The sequence below is a fragment of the Amycolatopsis acididurans genome, from assembly GCF_012328925.1.
Taxonomy (GTDB): Bacteria; Actinomycetota; Actinomycetes; order Mycobacteriales; family Pseudonocardiaceae; genus Amycolatopsis_E; species Amycolatopsis_E acididurans.
In genome coordinates this window covers 47688-70148 of record NZ_JAAXLS010000035.1, presented here as the reverse complement: position 1 = coordinate 70148, position 22461 = coordinate 47688, and the positions used below count along the sequence as shown (strand labels likewise).

Annotated in this window: 20 protein-coding genes and 1 rRNA gene; 10 read left to right on the top strand and 11 right to left on the bottom strand. The window is 70.2% G+C overall.

Translation table 11 applies throughout. The annotated features are described in order from the left end of the window. The 3 genes from HFP15_RS31530 to HFP15_RS31520 form a co-directional block, all read right to left on the bottom strand. A 16S ribosomal RNA gene (locus HFP15_RS31530) occupies positions 1–123 on the bottom strand; the annotation flags it as partial. 380 nt (positions 124–503) lie between these two features. After that, positions 504–1847, bottom strand: coding sequence for a type I glutamate--ammonia ligase (gene glnA, locus HFP15_RS31525; protein ID WP_168520423.1), 1344 nt, complete (start codon positions 1845–1847; stop codon positions 504–506). A 9-nt stretch (positions 1848–1856) separates the two neighbouring features. Further along, the gene (locus HFP15_RS31520) at positions 1857–3149 is read right to left on the bottom strand and encodes an MFS transporter (protein WP_312871846.1); all 1293 of its coding nucleotides are present in this window, start codon (positions 3147–3149) and stop codon (positions 1857–1859) included. A gap of 70 nt (positions 3150–3219) precedes the next feature. Here HFP15_RS31520 and HFP15_RS31515 point away from each other — a divergent pair, with 70 nt between their 5' ends. Both HFP15_RS31515 and HFP15_RS31510 read left to right on the top strand, forming a co-directional pair. Continuing rightward, a complete protein-coding gene (locus tag HFP15_RS31515; RefSeq protein WP_168520421.1) occupies positions 3220–4173 on the top strand; it encodes a GlxA family transcriptional regulator in 954 nt (317 codons plus the stop codon). A 23-nt stretch (positions 4174–4196) separates the two neighbouring features. After that, positions 4197–4886, top strand: coding sequence for an LppX_LprAFG lipoprotein (locus HFP15_RS31510; protein ID WP_168520420.1), 690 nt, complete (start codon positions 4197–4199; stop codon positions 4884–4886). Here the strand turns inward: HFP15_RS31510 and HFP15_RS31505 are convergent, their stop codons facing one another. Together HFP15_RS31505 and HFP15_RS31500 are read right to left on the bottom strand one after the other, a co-directional pair. Beyond that, the gene (locus HFP15_RS31505) at positions 4887–6467 is read right to left on the bottom strand and encodes an alpha/beta hydrolase (protein ID WP_168520419.1); all 1581 of its coding nucleotides are present in this window, start codon (positions 6465–6467) and stop codon (positions 4887–4889) included. A 22-nt stretch (positions 6468–6489) separates the two neighbouring features. Further along, entirely contained in the window at positions 6490–8046 is a 1557-nt protein-coding gene (locus HFP15_RS31500) for an alpha/beta hydrolase (RefSeq protein ID WP_168520435.1), read from the bottom strand. 147 nt (positions 8047–8193) lie between these two features. Between HFP15_RS31500 and secA2 the strand changes: the two genes are divergently transcribed. Further along, on the top strand, positions 8194–10521 hold the full coding sequence (gene secA2, locus HFP15_RS31495; protein WP_168520418.1) for an accessory Sec system translocase SecA2: 2328 nt from the start codon (positions 8194–8196) through the stop codon (positions 10519–10521). Between the two features lie 46 nt (positions 10522–10567). Beyond that, positions 10568–12295 (top strand): NAD+ synthase, encoded by a 1728-nt coding sequence (locus tag HFP15_RS31490; protein WP_168520417.1) that lies wholly within the window; start codon positions 10568–10570, stop codon positions 12293–12295. Here HFP15_RS31490 and HFP15_RS31485 read toward each other — a convergent pair. Further along, positions 12286–13062, bottom strand: coding sequence for an AraC family transcriptional regulator (locus HFP15_RS31485; protein WP_312871845.1), 777 nt, complete (start codon positions 13060–13062; stop codon positions 12286–12288). The genes HFP15_RS31490 and HFP15_RS31485 overlap by 10 nt on opposite strands. Before the next feature lie 121 nt (positions 13063–13183). On the opposite strand from HFP15_RS31485, the gene HFP15_RS31480 reads away from it, so the two are divergent. From HFP15_RS31480 to HFP15_RS31455, 6 genes are all read left to right on the top strand, one after another. Continuing rightward, positions 13184–13525: a VOC family protein gene (locus HFP15_RS31480; RefSeq protein WP_168520416.1), complete on the top strand. Its 342-nt coding sequence runs from the start codon at positions 13184–13186 to the stop codon at positions 13523–13525. Positions 13526–13531: 6 nt separating this feature from the next. Then, the gene (locus HFP15_RS31475) at positions 13532–14068 is read left to right on the top strand and encodes a methylated-DNA--[protein]-cysteine S-methyltransferase (protein WP_168520415.1); all 537 of its coding nucleotides are present in this window, start codon (positions 13532–13534) and stop codon (positions 14066–14068) included. A gap of 121 nt (positions 14069–14189) precedes the next feature. Further along, on the top strand, positions 14190–15455 hold the full coding sequence (locus tag HFP15_RS31470) for a MurT ligase domain-containing protein (RefSeq protein ID WP_210718117.1): 1266 nt from the start codon (positions 14190–14192) through the stop codon (positions 15453–15455). Next, on the top strand, positions 15448–16158 hold the full coding sequence (locus tag HFP15_RS31465) for a type 1 glutamine amidotransferase (protein WP_168520414.1): 711 nt from the start codon (positions 15448–15450) through the stop codon (positions 16156–16158). The genes HFP15_RS31470 and HFP15_RS31465 overlap by 8 nt, the downstream gene beginning before the upstream one ends. Next, positions 16155–17513 carry a sensor histidine kinase gene (locus tag HFP15_RS31460; protein ID WP_168520413.1) on the top strand — a complete coding sequence of 453 codons (1359 nt, stop codon included), beginning with the start codon at positions 16155–16157 and terminating at the stop codon, positions 17511–17513. Before HFP15_RS31465 ends, HFP15_RS31460 begins: the two co-directional genes overlap by 4 nt. Positions 17514–17516: 3 nt before the next feature. Continuing rightward, a complete protein-coding gene (locus tag HFP15_RS31455) occupies positions 17517–18176 on the top strand; it encodes a response regulator transcription factor (RefSeq protein WP_168520412.1) in 660 nt (219 codons plus the stop codon). Here HFP15_RS31455 and HFP15_RS44010 read toward each other — a convergent pair. From HFP15_RS44010 to HFP15_RS31430, 5 genes are read right to left on the bottom strand one after another with little or no spacing between them, the layout of a single operon-like run. Beyond that, complete coding sequence (locus tag HFP15_RS44010) at positions 18155–19354, bottom strand: sensor histidine kinase (protein WP_168520411.1); 1200 nt, start codon at positions 19352–19354, stop codon at positions 18155–18157. The two genes, HFP15_RS31455 and HFP15_RS44010, sit on opposite strands and share 22 nt — an antisense overlap. Next, positions 19351–20025, bottom strand: coding sequence for a response regulator transcription factor (locus HFP15_RS31445; RefSeq protein WP_312871844.1), 675 nt, complete (start codon positions 20023–20025; stop codon positions 19351–19353). Before HFP15_RS31445 ends, HFP15_RS44010 begins: the two co-directional genes overlap by 4 nt. Further along, positions 20022–20711: an FAD:protein FMN transferase gene (locus HFP15_RS31440; protein ID WP_168520410.1), complete on the bottom strand. Its 690-nt coding sequence runs from the start codon at positions 20709–20711 to the stop codon at positions 20022–20024. Before HFP15_RS31440 ends, HFP15_RS31445 begins: the two co-directional genes overlap by 4 nt. 3 nt (positions 20712–20714) lie before the next feature. After that, entirely contained in the window at positions 20715–21140 is a 426-nt protein-coding gene (locus HFP15_RS31435) for an FMN-binding protein (RefSeq protein WP_168520409.1), read from the bottom strand. Positions 21141–21151: 11 nt separating this feature from the next. Beyond that, positions 21152–22423 (bottom strand): ferredoxin reductase family protein, encoded by a 1272-nt coding sequence (locus HFP15_RS31430; protein WP_312871843.1) that lies wholly within the window; start codon positions 22421–22423, stop codon positions 21152–21154. Between the last annotated feature and the right edge of the window lie 38 nt (positions 22424–22461).

Here is a 22461-nt window from a genome sequence, read left to right as displayed (position 1 = left end):
TTATCCACGTGTTACTCACCCGTTCGCCACTCATCCCCGGCCGAAACCGGATCAGCGTTCGACTTGCATGTGTTAAGCACGCCGCCAGCGTTCGTCCTGAGCCAGGATCAAACTCTCCAACAATGACAATTGAAGAAATCGATCGACTCGATCTCAAAGAAACCCCAAACGGGATTCACAAAAACAAACAAAGCTCTACTGGCTTAGTTCACTAGCACACTGTTGAGTTCTCAAACAACACGCGACTCTCGGCCGCACTACGTCTTTTTCCCGTAGAAGGGAAGCCTCTACCGCTACTCGAATCGTAGTGGTGGTTGGCGACCCGACCTCAGGGCCGTCGCAGTACGTTACTCGGTTCGGTTCGCGGTGTCAACCGCCCGACCCGAGCCACCGACCGCCGGGATTTTCACCCCGTCGGCCCGGTCTCCCTGGCGACGAAGAGAAGATTACACGCGGCGGAACCCACCCGAAACAGGGGGGTCACTTAAGCGTAAAAAGCCTGGTCAGAGCACCGGAAGCAGGGTGCGGAGCTCGTAGGGCGTCACGGCGCTGCGGTAGTTGTCCCACTCGGCTCGCTTGTTCCGGAGGAAGAAGTCGTAGACGTGCTCGCCCAAGGCGTCGGGCAGCAACTCGGACCGCTCCATCTCCGTCAGTGCCTCACCGAGGTTTTGCGGCAGCTGGTCGTAGCCGGCGGCCTTGCGCTCGGCATCGCTCATCGACCAGATGTTGTCCTCGGCCGCCGGCGGCAGTTCGTACCCCTTCTCGATGCCCTTCAACCCGGCCGCGAGCACGACCGAATAGGCCAGATACGGATTGCAGGCCGAGTCGATCGTGCGGATCTCCACCCGTCGCGACGACGCCTTGCCCGGCGAGTAGTTCGGCACCCGCACCAGCGCGGACCGGTTCGCGCGGCCCCATGACACCGTGGTCGGGGCCTCACCACCCTTGATCAACCGCTTGTACGAGTTCACCCACTGGTTGGTCACGGCGGAGATCTCGCGGGCGTGGTAGAGCAGGCCCGCGACGAACGCCTTTCCCGTTTCCGACAGCTCGAACGGATCCTCGGGGTTGTGGAACGCGTTGTGGTCGCCTTCGAACAGCGACACGTGCGTGTGCATGCCCGACCCGGGGTGCTGGGTGAACGGCTTCGGCATGAAGGTGGCCCGCACGCCTTGGGTGAGCGCGACCTCCTTGATGACGTACCGGAAGGTCATGACGTTGTCGGCCATGGTGAGCGCGTCGGCATAGCGCAGGTCGATCTCCTGCTGGCCGGGTGCGCCCTCGTGATGGCTGAACTCCACCGAGATGCCCATCGCCTCGAGCGTCTCGATCGCGTTGCGGCGGAAATGCGTCGCCGTCGCGTGGCTGGTCTGGTCGAAGTACCCGCCGTTGTCCGCCGGTTCCGGCTCGGTGCCGTCCTCCGGGAGGCTGGACAACAGGAAGAACTCGATCTCCGGATGCACGTAGCAGGTGAACCCGGCCTCCCCCGCCTTCGACAACTGGCGACGCAGCACGTGCCGGGGATCCGCCCACGACGGCGAGCCGTCGGGCATCGCGATGTCGCAGAACATCCGGGCCGAGTAGTGCCCGCCCTCGGGCGTCTCCCACGGCAGCACCTGGAACGTGGACGGGTCGGGCTTGGCGACCATGTCCGATTCGTAGACGCGCGCGAATCCCTCGATGGCCGAGCCGTCGAACCCGATGCCGTCGCTGAAGGCACCCTCCAGCTCGGCGGGCGCGACGGCCACCGACTTGAGGAACCCGAGCACGTCGGTGAACCACAACCGGACAAAGCGAATGTCACGTTCTTCCAGCGTGCGCAGCACGAACTCCTGCTGGCGATCCATGTGCGCACCCTACGGCCGACGTGTTAACGCCATGTTTCGTGGTTCCCCGACTGCCCCTTCCGAGCGAATCGCCAGCGACATCCCCGCTGCCAGCAGGCACAATCCGCCCGCCAGATACCACGCGAGGTCGTAACTGTGCATCTGGTCGTGGATCACCCCGGCGCCCACGGCGGCGATCGAGGCGCCCACCTGATGCGAGGCGAACACCCAGCCGAACACGATGGGGCCGGTCAGCCCGAACCGTTCCCGGCACAGCGCGACGGTCGGCGGGACCGTGGCCACCCAGTCCAGGCCGTAGAAGATGATGAACGCCCACATCGGCGGTTCGGTGGTCGGCGCGAACAAATGCGGCAACAGCATCAGGGACAGGCCGCGGAGAAAGTAGTAACCACCCAGCAACCGGCGCGGGTCGACGCGGTCTGTGAACCAGCCCGAGGCGATCGTGCCCGCGACGTCGAACAGGCCGACGAGGGCGAGCAGCGACGCGGCCGTGGTCGGCGGCATGCCGTGTTCATGGGCGGCGGGGACGAAATGCGTGCCGACCAGGCCGTTGGTCGAGGCTCCGCAGATCGCGAAGCCACCGGCGAGCAGCCAGAACGTGGGCGTGCGGGCGGATGAGCCGAGGACCGTCAGCGCGCGGCGGGCCGTGCCCTGAGTCGGCACCGGCTTCGGTTGTGCCTCCTGCGCCCCGTATGCGCTGGTACCGACGTCGGCCGGGTGGTCGCGCAGGAACACCAGCACGATCGGCACCACCGCGAGCGCGGCGATCGCGACCACGAGCGAAGCCGTCCGCCAGCCGTGGTGGGTGGCAAGGGCGGCCAGTATCGGCAGGAACACCAGCTGCCCCGCGGCGCCCGCCGCGGTCAGGATCCCGCTGACCAGGCCACGATGCCGGACGAACCAGCGCGCGGTCACGGTCGCGACGAAGGCCAGCGCCATCGAACCCGTGCCGGTGCCGACCAGCACGCCCCAGCACAGCAGCAACTGCCAGCTCGCGGTCATGAAGATGGTGAGCCCGCTGCCGGCCGCGACCAGTACGAGCGCGGCGGTCACGACCCGGCGCATGCCCAGCTTCTCCATCAGCGCCGCCGCGAACGGCGCGGTGAGGCCGTAGAGCAGGAGGTTGATCGACACGGCGGCCGAGATCGTGGCCGTCGACCAGCCGAACTCGGCGTGCAGCGGGTCGATCAGCACGCTCGGGGTGGCGCGGAAACCGGCCGCGCCGACGAGCGCGACGAAGGCCGCGAACGCGACGAGCCAGGCGCGATGGAGCCGGGGACGGGGTCGCACGTCAGTTGTCACCGCAACAGCTTGCGTGGTCCCGCACCGCAAAACGAGTGGCCGAAGCGCCAATATGTGCAAGAATTCGGCCATGCATCGCGTCGTCGTACTGGCCCTGTCCGAAGCCATCGGATACGACCTCAACATCCCGCCGCAGGTATTCGGCGCCGCGAGCAAGGACGGGCATGGGCTCTACGACGTGCGGATCTGCGGGATGGACGACGAGCCCGTCCACTTCACCTACGGCTACAGTGCGCGGCTGGAGCACGGGCCGGAGGCCCTGGCCGAGGCGGACACGGTGATCGTGCCCGGCACCCGGATCGAAGGGCCCCGCAAACGAGGCGTCCTCGAACCGCCGCTCGCGGACGCGCTGGCCCGGATCCGGCCGGGTACACGGGTCATGTCGATCTGCACCGGTGCCTTCGTCCTCGCGGCGGCCGGCCTGCTCGACGGGCGGCGGGCCACCACGCACTGGGCGCACGCGGCGGATTTCCGCGTCCTGTACCCGAATGTCGATCTCGACGAGAATGTGTTGTTCGTCGACGACGGTGACGTGCTCACCTCCGCCGGGCTGTCCGCGGGTGTCGACCTGTGCCTGCACGTCATCCGCTCCGATCACGGCAGCGCGGTGGCGAACCAGGCCGCGCGCTACTGCGTCGTCCCGCCGTGGCGCGACGGCGGGCAGTCCCAGTACATCGACCGGCCACTGCCCTCGCCCGAGGACGGCAGCACGGCGGCGACGAGGGCGTGGGCGCTGGAACATCTGGGCGAGCCACTGGATCTCGACACGCTCGCGCAGCACGCGCGGATGAGCGTGCGCACCTTCAGCAGGCGGTTTCGCGCCGAGACCGGGCTGTCCGCGCGCACCTGGCTCAACCAGCAGCGCGTACTGCACGCGCGGCATCTGCTGGAGACCACGAACCTGCCGGTGGAACGGGTCGCGGCCGATTCCGGGCTGGGCAGCGCGGCGTCGTTGCGGCAGCACCTGAACGCGGCGATCGGTGTTTCACCACTGGCGTACCGGCGCACCTTCGCACGCTCCTGACCGGCAACGCTACGGTTAAGCCCATGCTCCGCCGCCGCACCGCCGGTGTTCTCGTGATGGTTCTCGCGCTCGCCAGCGGCTGCAGCGCGTCCCCCGACACACGTGGTCCCCTTCCTGACGCATCGTCGCTGGTCACCGCCGCGGCGGCGACGTTCGGCCAGCTGCGCTCGTTCGCGTTCGACTTCACCGTGAGCGGATCCGTGCCGGGGCTCAACGTGCGCGAGGTCAAAGGCGTGGCCAGCAAGGACGGCGGACCGTACGGCAGCGCCAGCGGGCAGGCCGACATGCAGGAGTCGCAGAACCGCTTCGAGGTCACCTACTCGATCAACGGCGACAAGCTCGTGCTCACCGGCAAGAACGGGATCCGCGACGAGCAGCCCGTGCCCGTTCCGTACAACCCCGTCGCACTGTTCGATCCCGCGCACGGGCTGCCGAAGCTGCTGACGGCGGCGACCGGGGTGAAGACCGAGACCAGGGAAGACCTCAAGGGCGTGCAGACCTACCGCGTCACCGGCGAAATCGCCGAAGACGTCGTGCAGGGCGTACTGCCCACCGTCGCCTCGGACGTGGACGTCAAGTTCTGGGTCACCCAGAGCGAGCCGCGCAACCTCGTGCGCGTCTGGATGCAGGTGCCGCCACGGCAGCCCAACGAGGGCGCGGTGATGCTGGAACTCGGGCTGACCCAGCCGAGCGCCACCACACCGGCGGGCTGATCAGCCGCCGCACCGCGTGCCCGGCGGCGGGAGCGTGCCGTCCACGAGATATGCCAGCCCGTTCACGTCGACACACTGATTGCCGTGCAGGAACGCGGTGTGCTGCGCGCCGTCGAAGGTGAGCAGGCCGCCGCCCATCTCCTTCGCCAGGTTCACCCCGGCCTGATACGGCGTCACCGGATCGTCCGTGCTGGAGATGACCAGCGGGGGCGGAACTCCGGGCAGCGACGGACGATGCGGCTGGGAGGTGGTCGGCACCGGCCACGAACCGCACACGTCGATCTCGCCCTGGTCGGGACGGCCGCCGTCGAGGAACGGTGCCGCGCCGCGCATCCGCTGGTGCGTGGCGGTGACGACGTCCGCGTCGACCTGGTGCGGATTGTCCACGCAGCGCACGGCGTAGTACGCGTCCTGCAGGGACGAGTAGCGTCCGTCCGGCCCGCGTTCGTAGTAGCTGTCGGCGAGCTGGAGCAACTGGCTTCCATCGCCGGCCTTGAGCAGGTTCAGCGCGGCGTTGAGCAGCGGCCAGGACTGCTCGGAGTACATGGCGTCCACGACACCGGTCATGGCGTCGTCGTAGGACAGCTTCCGCCCGCCGGCGGCCGGGGCCGCAGCGGTGCGCAGCGGCTGGGTCAGATCGCGGAAGACATCGGGGGCGCGCGCGGGATCGGGGCCGACGGCGCAGCCGGCGTGCCGGGCGCAGGCCGCCGCGAACAGACCGAACGACCGGGTGAAGCCCTGGCCCTGCGAGACCAGCGACTCGGACTCGGTCTCGGCGGGGTCGATCGCACCGTCGAGCACCAGCGCCCGCACGTTGCGCGGATAGGCCTCGGCGTAGCTGTAACCGAGCTGGGTGCCGTAGGAGTAGCCGAGATAACTCAGTTTCGCGTCGCCGAGCGCGGCACGCAGGACGTCGAGGTCCTTCACGACGTCGCGGGTGCCGACGTTGGCGAGCATGTCGGCGCCGTACTGGGTGCGCTGCACGCATTTCGCGGCGAAGTCCTTGGCGTAGGACGCCCACGCCGCACTCGATTCCGGCGTCGTGCCGTCGCCGCGATGGTTCTCGCGGTCCGCGTCGCGTTCGGCGTCGGAAAGGCACCGCACCCGCGGCTGGCTGGCGCCCACCCCGCGCGGATCGAAACCCACGAGATCGAACCGCAGGCCGATCGCCTGGTTCGCGACCGTCGGCCCGAGCCGGGCGGCGACCTCCATCCCCGAACCGCCAGGCCCTCCCGGATCCACCACCAGCGAACCGATCCGGTCCGCCGGATCGCTCGCCTTGCGCCGCAACAGCCCCACGCTGACCGTCGGCCCGTCCGGATGCGCGTAGTCCATCGGCACGGTCAGCCGCGCGCATTCGATGCCCGGGGCGCGGAACGCGTCCTGACTCTGCGCACCCGTCGCGTACGGCTCGCACTGCCCCCACGCCAGTTTCTGGTCGTAGAACTTCTCGAGCGCGTGGACGTCGGACACGGGCGATGGACGCGGCGGAGTCGGCGGCACCTGGCCGGGCGTGCACGCGAGCAGCGTGCCCAGCAGCAGACCGGCGACGGGCAGCGGCCAGCGGCGTCGGATAGGCATCTACCTCATCGTGCCAGCACCGTCACTGTCCGGCACAACGTTTGCCCGCCGCCGGGACCGTGCCATCCACCAGATACTGCGTTCCGACGTTGTCGACGCACGAATTTCCCTGCAGGAAGACGGTGTGCTGGGTGCCCTCGAACGTCAGCAGTGCGCCGTTCATGTCTTTCGCGAGGTTCACCCCCGCCTGGTAGGGAGTGGCGGGATCGTTCGTGGTGGAGATCACCAGCACCGGCGGCAGCCCCGAAACATGCGGTTCGTGCGGTTCGGAGGTGTTGGGCACCGGCCAGAACGCGCACGCGTCCAGTGCCGCCCCCTTGGGCAGGCCGTCGTCGAGGAACGGCGCGACCTTGTCGTACTGGTTCTCCGCGTCGAGGATCTTGGCCTTGTCGGTCACGCGCGGATCGTCCACACAGCGGATCGCGGTGAAGGCGTCCTGCGTGTTGCTGTAGTGCCCGCTGGTGTCGCGTTCGTTGTACTGGTCGGCCAGCGCCATCAGCGTCGTGCCGATACCGCGCTTGAGCTCGGTCAGTCCCGAGTCCAGCGGCTGCCACAGCTGCTGCGAGTACAGCGCCTGGATCGCACCGAGCGTCGCGTCGTCGAAGGTCAGCTTGCGGCCGTCGGCGAGCAGGATCGGGTTCTGGATCAGCGGGCGCACCAGGTCCTGGAACGCCTTCGTGGCGTCCGCCGGGTTCTGCCCGAGCGCACAGCTGCGCTGGGCGGCGCACCAGGCGGCGAACTGGTTGAACGCGGTGCCGAAGCCGGCGCCCTGCGCGACCAGCGATTCCACCTCGTCCTGGTTCGGGTCGAGGGCGCCGTCGAGCACCATCGAGCGCACGTTGCCGGGGAACGCCTCGGCGTAGGTGTAGCCGATGCGGGTGCCGTAGGAGTAGCCGAGGTAGGTCAGCTTCTGGTCGCCGAGCACCGAGCGCAGGACATCCATGTCCTTGGCGACGTCACGGGTGCCGATGTTGGCGAGCATCGCGGTGCTGTGCTGGGTGCGCTGGGCGCATTTCGAGGCGAAGTCCTTCGCCTCGGCCTCCTGCTTCGCCACGCCGGCGGGGGAACCGTCCAGGTCGAGGTCCTGCGACCGTTCCTGGTCGCGCTCCTGGTCGGTCAGGCAGGACACGTCCGGCTCGCTGGCGCCGACGCCGCGTGGATCGAACCCGACCAGATCGAACCGCTTGCCGAGATCGGTCTGCGTCACCTGCGAGGCGAGATTCGCCGCGGCGGTCATGCCCGAGGCACCCGGACCGCCCGGATTGACCACCAGCGAACCGATCCGGTTGCCCGGATCGCTCGCTTTGTGGCGCAGGACGCCGATCGTGATGGTGTCGCCCGCCGGGTTGGCGTAGTCCAGCGGCACCGTCATGCGCGCGCATTGCAGCCCGTCGCCCCGGAAGAGGGACTTGGCGTCGTCCGTGGTCGCGTAAGGTGCACACGCGCCCCAGCTCAGCGGCTGCGAGTAGAACTTGTCCAAACCGGCCGGAACCGGGCCGACGGGGCCCTTGGTCTCGGTCTGGTTCTGGCTTTGCGCCGGACTGCCTGGCTGCTGAGAGGTGCAGGCGACGACCGGCATCAACAGGCAGGCGCCGAGGACGACGGACGCTCGCGTGACTCGCTGTAGGAGGGGCACGGCGTGATCGTGCCATCCTGGCAGGGAACATACGACTACCACCACCTCGTTGCCGTGTGGAACCGGACCGAGAAGGACAGGAGACCAGGGGTGCCAGCACTCATCAGCCGAATGGGCAAGCGGTTGCGCAGGCTCATCGAGCGGCCGGCCAGCGCCGAGCTGACCCAGTACGAGGCGCTGCTCCCGGCCATCGGCGAGCTCGAGGCCGAGGTGGAGAAGCTCAGCGACGCCGAGCTGACCGAGCGCGCGGGCAAGCTGCGCCTGGAGGCCGAGTTCGCCGACGCCCAGCTGACCGAGATCTGCGCCCTCGGCCGCGAGGCCGCGCGGCGGGCCCTGTCCGAACGTGCCTTCGACGTGCAGTTGCTGGGCACGATGGGCCTGCTGACCGGGCACGTCGTGCAGATGGAGACCGGTGAGGGCAAGACGCTCGCCGGTGCGCTCGCGGCGGCGGGCTACGCGCTGCAGGGCAAGCGCGTGCACGTGGTCACCGTCAACGACTATCTGGCCCGCCGCGACGCCGAGTGGATGCGTCCGGTGTACGACCTGCTCGGAGTCTCCGTCGGCTGGGTCGAGCCGTCGCTGACGCGGGACGAGCGGCGCGAGGCGTACGCGCACGAGATCACCTACGGCGCGGTCAGCGAGATCGGCTTCGACGTGCTGCGGGACCGGCTGATCACCCGCGTCGAGGATCTCGCCCAGCCCGAACCGGAGGTCGCGATCGTCGACGAGGCCGACTCGGTGCTCGTCGACGAGGCGCGGGTGCCGCTGGTGATGGCGGGTTCGGTCGATTCGGCGGTCGCCGACATGGAGGTCGCCAACGTCGTGCGGCGGCTGCGGCTGGGCCTGCACTACGAGACCGACTCCGACGGCCGCAACGCCTGGCTGACCACGGCGGGCGCGTCGGTGGTGGAAAAGGCGCTCGGCGGGATCGACCTCTACGGCGATTCCGGGTCCGGCAGGCTGGCGGCGGTGAACGTGGCGCTGCACGCGCACGCGCTGCTGACCCGCGACGTCGACTACATCGTGCGGGACGGCAAGGTCCAGCTCATCAACGCCTCACGCGGCCGGGTGGCCGAGCTGCAGCGGTGGCCGGACGGCCTGCAGGCCGCGGTCGAGGCGAAGGAACAGCTGCCCGCCACCGACCGCGGCGAGATCCTCGACTCGATCACCGTGCAGGCGCTGCTCGCCCGGTACCCGCAGGTCGCGGGCATGACCGGCACCGCGGTCGCGGTGGCCGAGCAGCTGCGCGAGTTCTACCGGCTCGAGGTCGCGGTGATCCCGCCGAACACACCGAACGTGCGCGAGGACCTGCCGGACCGGATTTTCGCGTCGCCGTCGCAGAAACTGCGTGCGATCGAGGCGGAGATCCGCGAGGTGCACGAGACCGGGCGGCCGATCCTGGTCGGCACGCAGGACGTCGCCGAGTCCGAGGAGCTCGCCGAGAAACTGGCCAAAGTGGACCTTCCGTGTGTCGTGCTCAACGCGCGCAACGACGCCGAGGAGGCCGCGATCATCGCCGAGGCCGGCACCTACGGCGCGGTCACGGTGTCCACGCAGATGGCGGGCCGCGGCACCGACATCCGGCTCGGCGGGGCGGACGGCAAGGACCGCGAGCGCGTCGTCGAACTCGGCGGGCTGCACGTGATCGGCACCGCGCGGTACCCGAGCAGCAGGCTCGACGGGCAGCTGCGCGGACGGTCGGGACGGCAGGGCGATCCGGGCAGCGCGGTGTTCTTCGCTTCGCTGAACGACGAACTCGTGCTGTCGAACTCCCCCGACGTGCCTGAGGGCATCCACGCCGACGAGGACACCGGCGAGATCACCGACTCCGCCGCGCAGCGGCACATCAACCACGCGCAGCGCGTCGCCGAGGGTGTGCACCTGGAGATCCACCGCAACACCTGGCGGTACACGCGGCTCATCGAGCACCAGCGCACCGAGCTGCTCAAACACCGCGACGAGCTGCTGCGCACCGAACTGGCGGCGCAGAAGCTCGAGGAGGCCGCGCCGAAGCGCTACGCCGAGATCGAGGAAGGCCTCGACGCCGACGCGCTCGTGCGGCTGTGCCGGGACATCATGCTGTTCCACCTCGACGAGCTGTGGTCGGACCACCTGGCGTACCTGACCGACGTGCGCGAGAGCATCCACCTGCGGGCGCTGGCGCGGGAGACCCCGCTGGACGAGTTCCACCGGCTCGCGATCCCCGAGTTCCGCAAGATCATCCCCGCGATCGAGGAACGTTCGGTCAAGACCCTGGAGGAAGCCGAACTCACCGAGGACGGCGTCGACCTCGCCGCCTCTGGTGTACGCCGGCCGAGTTCGACGTGGACCTACCTGGTGCACGACAACCCGTTCGACTCGGACTTCGAGCAGACGCTCAAGCAGGTGCGAAGCCTGCTGCGGCGAAAGAAAGACTGAGCACATTCCCGATGTGGTGATCGCCGGCGTGGGCGAGAATGGCGGTATGCCGCAACTGAGGATCGCACTGGCGCAGATCAACGCCACCGTCGGCGACATCGTCGGCAACGCCGACCTCCACGTCGAGTGGGCCCGCAAGGCCGTCGAGGCGGGGGCGCACATCGTGGTGTTCCCGGAGATGTCCCTGACCGGCTACCCGGTCGAGGACCTGTCCCTGCGCGAGACGTTCGCCCAGGCCTCCCGGCAGGGCGTGGACGATCTGGCGCGCCGGCTCGTCGAGGCCGGTTGCGGCGAACTGCTCGCCTACGTCGGCTACCTCGACCTGGACGAGGTGGGCCCGCGCGACGCCGCGGCCGCGCTGTACGGCGGTGAGGTCGTCGGCAGGCAGTTCAAGCACCACCTGCCCAACTACGGCGTGTTCGACGAGCACCGCTGGTTCAAGGCCGGGCAGACGCTGGACGTGGTGCGGCTGCACGGGCTGGACGTCGGCATGGTGATCTGCGAGGACATCTGGCAGGACGGCGGCCCGGTCACCGCACTGGGCGAGGCCGGGGTCGACCTGGTCGTGGCGCCGAACGCCTCGCCGTACGAGCGGTCCAAGGACGACATCCGGCTGCCGCTGATCGCGCGGCGCGCGGCCGAGGCGAAGGCCCCGCTGGTGTACACGAACCTCATCGGCGGGCAGGACGATCTGGTCTTCGACGGCGACTCGCTCGTCGTCGGCGCGGACGGGGAGTTGCTCGCGCGGGCACCGCAGTTCGTGGAGCATCTGCTGCTGGTCGATCTGGACCTGCCCGCGGGCGGGCATTGCGCGGAGGGCGAGTTCGAGGGCCTTCAGGTGCGCCGCCGGGTGGTCAGCAGCGATCCGGTGCCCGCGTACGAGCCGCTGCCCGCGCGGATCAGCGAACCGCTGTCGGACGAGGCCGAGGTGTGGTCGGCGCTGGTCACCGGCCTGCGGGACTACGTGCTCAAGAACGGCTTCCGCTCGGTGACCTTCGGGTTCTCCGGCGGGATCGACTCGGCGGTCACGGCGGCGCTCGCGGTGGACGCGCTCGGGCCGGACGCGGTGTACGGCGTTTCGATGCCGTCGAAGTACTCGTCGGAGCATTCCCGTTCCGACGCCGAGGACCTGGCGCAGCGCCTCGGCTGCCACTTCCGCACCGAACCCGTCGAGGACATGGTGCGGGTGTACGTGGACCAGCTGAAGCTGGCCGGCACCGGGCTCGCGGAGGAGAACATCCAGGCCCGCACCCGCGGCATGCTGCTCATGGCGCTGTCCAATCTGGACGGTCACCTGGTGCTGGCGACGGGCAACAAGACCGAGCTCGCGGTCGGGTACTCGACCATCTACGGCGACGCGGTCGGCGGGTTCGCCCCGATCAAGGACGTGTTCAAGACGCACGTGTGGGAGCTGGCACGCTGGCGTAACGCCGAGGCGGACAAGCACGGCGAAACCCCGCCGATCCCGGAGAACTCGATCACCAAACCGCCGTCGGCGGAGCTGCGGCCCGGCCAGCTGGACACCGATTCGCTGCCGGACTATCCGCTGCTGGACGACATCCTGGACGACTACGTCGAGGGCGACCGGGGCTACGCGGACCTGATCGCGGTGGGTTTCGAACCGGAGACGATCGACCGGGTGATCCGGATGGTCGACCGGGCCGAGTTCAAGCGGCGGCAGTACCCGATGGGCACGAAGATCACGTTCAAGGCCTTCGGCCGGGACCGTCGCCTGCCGATCACCAACGGCTGGCGCGAGGGCGATCAGCGCTGAAGCAGCGCGCGCAGCGCGGCCGGGGTGTGGCCGGCGTGCGCGCGGACGGTGCGGGTGAGGTGCGCCTGGTCGGCGAAGCCGAGTTCGGCGGCCAGCAGGGCCAGGTTGGTCTCGCCCGCCTCCAGCCGGTCGAGCGCGTGGGCGACCCGGACGCGGTTGCGGTAGTGCGTCAGGGACACACCCGTTTCGCGCGTGAAGGTGCGGCTGAGCCGGTACGGCGAAACGCCGAGGTGCGCGGCGAGCGGCAGCAGGCCGTCGGCGGCGGGATGCGCCGCGAGGATCGCCTCGCGTGCCCGCGCGGCGAGGCGGCGCGCGTTCGCGTCCCGCTGCGGCGCTCGCCCGGTGTGCGCGAGCGCGGCACCGAGCAGCCCGAGTAGCCGTTCGACCAGTGCGTAGTCCACGTCGCCGCGCCGGCTGACCGCGAGCAGGCGGCGGTGCGCGAGGTCGAGCCGGGCGTCCACGTACACCGGGGACGAGGCGTGCTCCGCGGGCCAGAGCCGCTCATCGAGGGAGATGGACGTGCACAGGTCGCCGCCGGCGGGATGGGCGAAGTGCTCCTCGTCGCCGGGGGCGCTGAGGTAGCCGATCGTCGGGTCGATGTCGAACTCCTGGCCCCGTACCCGGCGGCGGAACCGGCCGTGGCGCGCCAGCACCAGTTCGCGGCCCGCGCGCTGTTCGGGCGCGGACCAGCCGCGGTGGTCGTCGCGGCACTCGACGACGCGCAGGGTGAACTCGGGCCTGGTGGCCAGGCGCGTGGCAGTGCGCACGAGCCGGACGCTACGCCGGGGGTACGACAGATTCCGGGGCCGCAAGAATGTTCAAGACCGGGTGGGCGTCGCGGGGGCAGGCTGTCTGGGCAGGACAAAACTCCCCAACGAAGGATTACCCATGACAGCAACACTTTCGAGCATCGTGATCGACTGTGCCGATCCGGCCGGGCTCGCCGCGTTCTACGCACAGGTGACCGGCTGGGACGTCGCCTCGTCCGACGAGGATTCGGCCGCCGTGGGCACGCTGGGTTTTCAGCGGATAGCGAACTACCCGCGGCCGGGCTGGCCCGACGACGCGAAGCATTTTCACCTGGATTTCGCCGTCGGCGATCTGGACGTGGAGGTCAAGCGGCTGCTCGACCTCGGAGCCGCCAAGCCGGAGTTCCAGCCGGGCGGGTCGGAGTGGGTCGTGCTCACCGACCCCGAAGGCCATCCGTTTTGTCTCGTCCCGGAGAATTGACCCGTCATGACTGCTCACGGGTTCGCGGTGTTCGACACCGCGATCGGGCACTGCGGTATCGCCTGGGGCGAGCGCGGTGTGGTGAGCGTGCGGTTGCCGGACCGTGGCGCGGAACAGACCCGCGCCCGGCTCCGGGCCCGCTTCCCCGAGGCCGGGGAGGGCGAACCGCCGCCACCGATCTGGCGGGCCATCGAGGAGATCCGCGCCCTGCTGCGCGGTGAGGCGCTCGACCTGGCCGGCATCGAACTGGACCTGACCGGGGTGCCGGAGTTCCACCGGCAGGTCTACGAGGTCGCACGCACGATCCCACCGGGCAAGACGCTCACCTACGGCGAGGTCGCGGCGCGGCTGGGCGTGCCGGGGTCCGCGCAGGCCGTCGGCCAGGCGCTCGGTCGCAACCCGTTCCCCATCGTGGTGCCGTGCCACCGCGTGCTGGGCGCGGGCGGCAGGATGGTCGGTTTCTCCGCACCGGGTGGGGTGGAAACCAAGCGCCGGATGCTCGTCATCGAGGGCGCCCGATCGGAGGAACCCACCCTTTTCTGACGTGTGTTTGTGACCGAAGTCTCAGTGGGTATTGCTATCGTCGGAGTTCACAGGCTTCTCAGGGTCCTCACAGCATCCGCGACGCAATGTGTGCGCGACCCCGAAGGAGAGCACTTCGACCATGGTGAGCCAGCTCGCGCCCGCTCAGCGGGCGCGCTCAACCGCCGGCCTCCCGCTGCGGACCAAGGCGGCCATCGCCGCGGGGCGCTTCGCGGCGGCCGCCTCGCGGTGGACCCGACGCGGCGGTGGCGGCGTCATCGGCGGCAGGACCGCGCAGCGACTCGACCCGCGCGCACTGCGCCGCCTCGGCGAGCACCGCACGGTCGTCCTCGTCACCGGCACCAACGGCAAGACCACGACGTCGCTCATGCTCAACCGCGTCCTGCAGACGCTCGGTGAGGTCGCCGCCAACGACGACGGCGCCAACATGCCCGACGGCATCCTCGGCGCCCTGATCTCCCAGCCGCACGCGCCCTACGCCGTCCTGGAGGTGGACGAGAACTACGTGCCCTCCGTCGCCGAAGCGCTCCAGCCCGCCTACCTCGTGCTGCTCAACCTCAGCCGCGACCAGCTGGACCGCGTCGGCGAGGTACGGGCCACCGAACGTGACCTGCGCGCCGCGATCGCCCACCTGTCCGGCACGACGGTCGTCGCCAACTGCGACGACCCGCTGGTCGCCTCGGCCGGGCTCGCCGCAGCGCATCCGCTGTGGGTCAGCGCGGGCCAGAACTGGCGCGACGACGCCGGCGCCTGCGCCCGCTGCGGCCAGGCGATCGAGCACCAGGGTGTGGAATGGCACTGCGCGTGCGGGCTCGCGCGCCCGACGCCGATGTGGACGCTGGACGGGGACACGCTCAACGGCAGCGACGGCACCAGCACCCGGCTCGAACTGCGCCTGCCCGGCCGTGCGAACGCCGCCAACGCGGCCGTCGCCGTCGCGACCGCTTCCGGCCTCGGGGTGCCGCCGAAGCTCGCCGCCGGACGCCTGCGGGAGATCGCCGACGTCGCGGGCCGCTATCGCCGGGTGCCGCTCGACGGCCGTGCCGTGCGGGTGCTGCTCGCGAAGAACCCGGCGGGCTGGCAGGAGACCCTCCCGATGCTGGAGACGGACTCCCCGGTGGTCATCGCCGTGAACAGCCGGGAAGCCGACGGCCGCGACACCTCGTGGCTGTGGGACGTGCCGTTCGAGGACCTGCGCGGCCGTCAGGTCATCGCGTCGGGCGAGCGGGCCAGCGACGTCGCGGTCCGGCTCGCCTACGCCGAGGTCGAGCACACCATCGAGCGCGATCCGGTCGCCGCGGTGCGCGAGTGCGCGCCCGGCGCGGTGGACCTTGTCGCCAACTACACGGCTTTCCGCGACGTGAGCTCGAGGCTGCGCGATGCGTGATTCGGTCGTCCAGATCGGGCTGGTGCTGCCCGACGTGCTCGGTACCTACAGCGACGCCGGCAACGCGACCGTGCTGCGCAAACGCCTGGAGTGGCGTGGCATCGACGCGGAGACCGTGCCGATCGGGCTGCGCGACCCGATGCCCTCCTCGCTCGATCTCTACCTGCTCGGCGGCGGCGAGGACGAGGCGCAAGCGCTTGCGGCGGCGCGGCTGCGCGAGACGAACGGCATCCAGCAGGCCGCGGAGCGGGGCGCCGTCGTGCTCGGCGTCTGCGCCGGGCTGCAGGTGCTCGGCGGCAGCTTCACCACCAGCCACGGCGTGCGGCACGCGGGTCTGGGACTGCTCGACACCGACACGCGGCCGGGTGATCGCCGCGCCGTCGGCGAGGTGGCGGCCCGCTCGGAGGTGCTCGACGAGCCGCTGACCGGATTCGAGAACCACCAGGGCGTCACGACCGTCGGCGAGGGCAGCAAACCGCTCGGCACCGTCGTCAAGGGCACCGGGAACGGGGACGGCACCGAGGGTGCGGTCACCGGGCACGTACTGGCGACCTACCTGCACGGGCCGGTGCTCGCCCGCAATCCGGCGCTCGCGGATCTGCTCCTGAGCTGGGCGCTGGATACCGAACTGTCGCCTTTGGACCTTCCAGAGGTCACCGAGCTGCGCCGGGAGCGGTTGAGGCTTCTACGCTGCAAGGCATGAGACCCGGCCTGCGGACGCGCACCACGGTGGTCGCGGTCGCGGTGCTCGCACTGGCCTTCGTGGCCGCCGGCGTCGTCGTGGTGGTCCTGCTCGGCTGGTCGCTGGACAAGGCGTCCACGGAGAACGCGCGCAGCGCAGGCAAACAGGTCATCAACGAGATCCGCAAGGCCGGCGCGCGCGACCTGACCTCCAGCGACGTCGCGAGCACCGGCGACACCGCCTCGGTCATCCAGGTACTGGGCAGCACCGGCCAGCCGATCGCGAGCGACCCCTCGATCAGCGGACAGGCCCCGCTCACCTCGGCACGTCCGGTGCCGGGGCAGGAAGCCGTCGAAACGGCCACTCTCTCGATCAACGGCAGTTCCGAGGACTACCGGGTGGTCTCCACCGGCGTCGCCGGGCCGGGCGGGCCGTACACGGTCATCTCCGCGCGGTCGCTCGATCCGGTCGACGAGGCCTCGACGCGGCTGTCGCTGCTGCTGGGGATCGCTGCGGTACCGTTGCTGACCGTGTCGGCGCTGGCGGTCTACGGCGCGGTCGGTTCGGCCTTGCGGCCGGTCGAGTACATGCGGCGCACCGTCGCGGAGATCTCGACTCGGGACCTCAACCGCCGGGTCCCGCTTCCGCCCGGCAACGACGAGTTGCACCGGCTGGCCACCACGCTCAACGAGATGCTGGCCCGGCTGTCCTCGACGCACGAGGCGCAGCGGCGGTTCGTCGCCGACGCGAGCCATGAGCTGCGGTCACCGCTGAACACCCTCACGACGGCGCTGGAGGTCTCCCAGCACCATCCGGAGGCCATGAGCACGGGTGAACTGGTCGAGGTGGTGTCGCTGGAAACGGCCCGGCTGCGCGAGCTGGTCGACGACCTGCTGCTGCTCGCCCGCACTGACGACACGACCGACAATCCGGTGCGCACCGAAGTGGATCTCGACGATCTCGCCCGCACCGAGGCCGAACGCGCCCGCGTCGACCTCGAGGTGGAAATCCGTGCGACACCGGCGAAAGTCCGCGGCAACGCGCCACAGCTGCGCCGCGCGATCCGCAATCTCGTGGACAATGCGCGCGAGCACGCGAAGTCACGGGTCCGGGTCGAGACGCGGACCGAGGGCACAATGGCGGTGATCGAGGTAGGTGACGACGGGCCGGGGGTGCCCGAGCAAGACCGAGAACGGATCTTCGAGCGGTTCGTGCGGCGCGACGACGCCCGGCAGCATCGCGCGGGCGGGTCGACCGGCCTCGGGCTGGCGATCGTCGCCGGGATCGCGGCCCGGCACGGCGGCAGCGCGCGGTACGTGCCCGGGCACGACGGCGCCTGTTTCCGGCTCGAACTGCCGTTGCTGGAGGATGCCTGACTGATGCGCGTACTGGTGGTCGAGGACGAGCAGGCGTTCGCGGAGACGCTGCGCAAGGGGCTCGTCGCCGAGGGATTCAGCGTCGACGTGGTGCACACCGGCCCGGACGGGCTGTGGCGGGCGACCGAGCATCCCTACGACGTCATCGTGCTGGACATCATGCTGCCGGGGATGTCCGGGTACGAGGTGCTCAAGGGCCTGCGTGCCGCGGAGAACTGGACGCCGGTGCTCATGCTGACCGCCAAGGACGGCGAGTACGACGAGGCCGACGCGTTCGATCTCGGCGCCGACGACTACCTGACCAAACCGTTCTCCTACGTGGTGCTGGTGGCGCGGCTGCGTGCGCTGCTGCGCCGCGGCGCCCCGGAACGACCCGCGGTGCTGGCCGTCGGCGACCTGCGTCTCGACCCCGCCGCCCGGACCGTCTACAAAGGACAGGAACAGCTCGAACTGACCGCGCGGGAGTTCGGCCTGCTGGAGTTCCTGCTGCGCAGGCGCGGTGAGGCGCTGAGCAAACACGAGATCCTCACCCACGTCTGGGACGCGCACTACGACGGCGACGAGAACGTGGTCGAGGTCTACATCGGCTATCTACGGCGCAAGATCGGCGCCGAGCGGATCACGACGCTGCGCGGGGTCGGCTACCGGCTGGTCGCGGACTGAACGGGCAACGACAGCGACAGTGCCGCGCCGCCGGAGTCCGGGTTGGTCGCCGACACCGAACCGCCGTGCCGCGCGGCGATCTCGCTCACCAGCGACAACCCGAGCCCGTAGCGCCGCCGCTCCCCCGGCGCCCCGTCGCCCGGCGCGGAGGCGAACCGCGTGAACAAGGTCGGCAGGATCGCGGTGTCGATGCCCGGTCCGTCGTCGGCGACCTCGATGCGCGCCCTACGGCCCTCGCGTGCCACGGTGACCCGCACGAGCGAGCGGGCATGGCGGATTCCGTTGTCCAGCAACGCGTTCACGGCACGGCGCAGCCCGGCCTCGTAACCGAGGACGAGGATCGAATCGCCCTCGACCTCCAGCCGCACCGAGCGTTCCGACGCCGCGGGTTCCGCCGCGCCGACCGCCTGCCGCACGAGCGCGCCGAGGTCGACCGCGCTACGCGGGGCGTCCTCGCGGGGATCGGCGGCCAGCAGCAGATCCTCCAGAATCGCGGTGAGCTGGCGCGCGTCCTCGACCAGTCCGTCCACATCGGACTCCCATGGCGAGTTCCGCACACGCCGCTGCAGCAGCTGGGCCCTGGTGCTCAGCAAGGTCAACGGCGTGCGCAGTTCGTGTCCGGCGTCGGCGACGAACCTTCGTTGCAGCGCCAGCGCCGAGACCAGCGGCATCACCGAGCGCCGGCCGACCCACGCCCCGGTGAGCGCGGCCAGCAGCAGCCCGGCCGCACCGGCGATCAGCAGGCCCTGCAACAGCCTGCCGCGTTCCTCGTGTGCGCTGCGCAGGTCCAGGACCGCCTGGATGACGATGTCGCCGCGGGGTTCGGTACGGACCCGGTACTCCCGCTCGTGCACGCGATAGTCCTCGGTGCCCGCGATGCCCTGGTTCAGTGCCGTCATATCGGGCAGTCCCTTGGGCAGGCCGGGGCTGGCCACGATCACCCCGTCGCGCTGCGCGATGAGCCACGTGCCCGCGGGCGGATCGGACACGTCGTCCGCACGCTGGATCGCCGTGTCGAGCAGGGAGTTCTGCTGCTCCTTCTGGCTGTTGAGCACGACGAGGGTCGCGACCGCGCACAGCAGCGCGACGGTGACCGCGACGGCCAGCGCGGACTGCAGCGCGATCCGCAGCATGGTGCGGCGGATCAGGCGCGAATCCGGCGAGTCAGTGCGCCTCACCTGGCCCGCCCCAGCTGGTAGCCACGCCCGCGCACGGTGTCGACGATCTTGCGGCCGAGCTTGCGCCGCAGATAGTGCACGTAGGTGTCCACGACGACCTCGCTTTCCGCCGCGTCGAAGACGAGACCGAGCAACTGGGTGCGCGTGAACACCTGACCGGGCCGGGCGGCGAGGGTGCCCAGCAGATCGCATTCCCGTTCGGACAGCCGGACGGCTTCGGCGCCGTCCCTGCTCACGTACCGGGTGTCCAGTTCGAGGCGGCCGCCGGGCACGGGCAGGGAACGCGCGGCGTCGAGGTGGCGGCGGCGCAGCGCCCGCAGCCGCGCCAGCAGCTCGTCGACGTCGAAGGGCTTGGACAGGTAGTCCTCGGCGCCGGCGTCGAGCCCGGCCACCCGGTCGGCGGGATTGCCCAGCGCGGACAGCACCAGCACCGGTGTGACGATGCCGCGCACGCGCAGCCGGGTCAGCAGGTCGAGCCCGTCGATCGCGGGCAGGCCCCGGTCCAGCAGCACGACGTCGTAGTCGCGGGTGAGGCCGAGATGCAGCCCGCGCTGCCCGTCGGCGGCCGTGTCGACCTGGTACCCCTCCTCGGTCAGCAGGACTTCCAGCATCGTCAGCAGCTGCGGGTCGTCCTCGACCAGCAGCAGCCGCGGGTTGGCGGGCGCGTTCACTCCGACATTCTCGCCAGGGCTTCGGACTTGCGCACCCGGCGGTGCGCGTCGACGGCGAACACGAGGCAGCCGGGCTGCGCGGCCGCCCACGCGATGCCCTCCTCGCCCATCGCGAACGCGGCCGTGGACACCGCGTCGGCGGTGGTCAGGTCGTCCGCGATCACGCTCAGGCTGAGCAGATCGCGCACCGGCTCGCCGGTCCGTCCGTCGACGATGTGCTCGCCGCGCTCGTAGGTACCGGAGGTGGCGATGGCCTGGTCGCGCAGGTCGAACACGGCGCACACCTGGTCGGCGTGCTCGGGGTGGCGGATGCCGATCGACCAGGTCCGGCCCGCGGCGACGATGTCCCCGCCCGCGTTGAGGCAGAACTCGGACACACCGGCCTCCCGCAGCAGTCCCGCCGCGCGCTCGACCGCCCAGCCCTTGACCACCCCGCACGGGTCGAACGGCCGTCCCGGCAGCCGCGCACGGAACGCGCCGCCGCTGCGCCGCTCGTACTCCTCGCACAGCGCGAGGATCTCCGTCATCTCCGGACTCGACGTGCCAAGGCACACCTCACTGTCCGGACGGAACGGGCTGAAGCGCCGGTCCACCTCGCGCAACCAGTCGAACGCGGCCTTCGCGGGTTCCGCCGAGGGGATTTCCAGCGAGATCGGCAGCCCCATGATGTGTTCGACGAGCCGCATCGCTTACTTGCCCTTCGCGTCGAGCGCCGCCTGCAGCGACTGCGCGTACGCCTCGCTGGTGATCGTCGCGCCGGACACCGAGTCTATGTTGGCATTCTGCGCCTGCAACGCCTCCTGGCGCAGCGTCGGCGCGGCGCCCTTGGCGATGCGCTGGCTGTGCCGGTCACCGGGTTCGGTGATGATCTGCACGTCGCTGATCTTGCTGCCGGCGAACGTGACCCGCACCTGGTACGGGCCGAACTCGGTGTCCACAGTGGACCCGTCGATCTGGGTCGCGCCGGTGCCGCCGCCCGCCGGGGACGAGGGCGCGCTCGGCGGCGGCGCGGTCGCGATCGCGGACGTGGCCGGGGTCGCCACGCCGGGCTGGTAGCGCAGCAGCGGCAGCAGCCCGGCGATGGCGAACATCGCGAAGAAGATGATGCGTCGCAACGGTCTGCTCCTCATGCGGCGAAGGCGAAACGCTCGAAGTGGCACTGCGATTCGGGCACGCCCAGCTGGTCCAGCGTCTGGCGCACCGCCTGGGTCAGGCCGGGCGGACCGCACACGTACACGTCGCGCCGCCGCACGTCGCGCACCAGTGCCGAGATCATGCCCTGCGCGTCGGCGGGACCGGTGACGACGTGCAGGCGCGCCCCGCACCAGCGGGCGATCGCGTCCATCTCACGTGCCAGCACGGGCTCGCGCGCACGGTAGATCACCACGATGTCGTCGCGCCGCTGGGCGAACTCCTCCAGCAGTGCGCGGATCGGGGTGACGCCGACCCCGCCCGCGACCAGCAGCACGTGCCTGCGCGTGCGCCGCTCGGCGGTGAAGGCCCCGTACGGTCCTTCGGCGAACACGCGCGTACCGGGCCGGATCCGCTGCAGCCAGGCGCTGCCGTCACCGAGGGCCTTCACGGTGATGCGCAGGTGCTGCCCCTGCGGCATGGCCGACAGCGAGTACGGATGCGCCTCCCACCAGCGCGTGGCGAACCGCCACAGGAAGAACTGGCCCGCCCGTGCGGGCAGCTTGTGCAGGTCGCGGCCGCCGATCCAGATGGTCACGACGTCCGCGCTCTCCCGCACCACGGCTTCCACCCGCAGCTGGTGACGGAGGTTACGCAGCAGCGGCACGCCGATCCGGCTGAGTGCCACCGCGCCGAGGGCGAGCCCGTACAGGGTCCACCAGTACGCCCTGCCGACCGCCGTGGTGACGAAGTCGTGGCCGATCGTGACCTGGTGCAGGAAGCCGAGCACGATCGCGAGATAGGCGAGCAGGTGCACGACGTGCCAGGTCTCGTAGCGCATCCGGCGCCGGGCCAGCCGGGCCGAGGTGATGCCGACCGCGATCAGCAGCGCCATCGCGAGCGTCGCGATCAGCACGTCCTCGGTATCGAACACGAGCGTGCCGATCTCGGAGACCAGCGGCGAGCCGTCCTGCCGCGCGTAGCCGAGGGTGATGAACACGACATGCGCGATGAGCAGCCACAACACCCAGAACCCGCTCCAGCGATGCCACGCGGTGAGCCGGTCCATGCCGAGCCGGACCTCCACCCAGGGCAGGCGCGCGATCAGCACCAGTTGCACGACCAGCGCGAGCGCACCGTAGATCCCGGTGAGCCTGCCCAGCCCCATCAGGAGGCCGCCGTCGAACCCGTGCCCGAGCACGAACAGGTCGGTCGCCCACAACACGTTGAGCACGAGCAGCGCCGAAAGCCAATGGACCGTTTTCACGCCTATGAGTCTTCGGCGGTTTTCTGGGGGAAATCTTG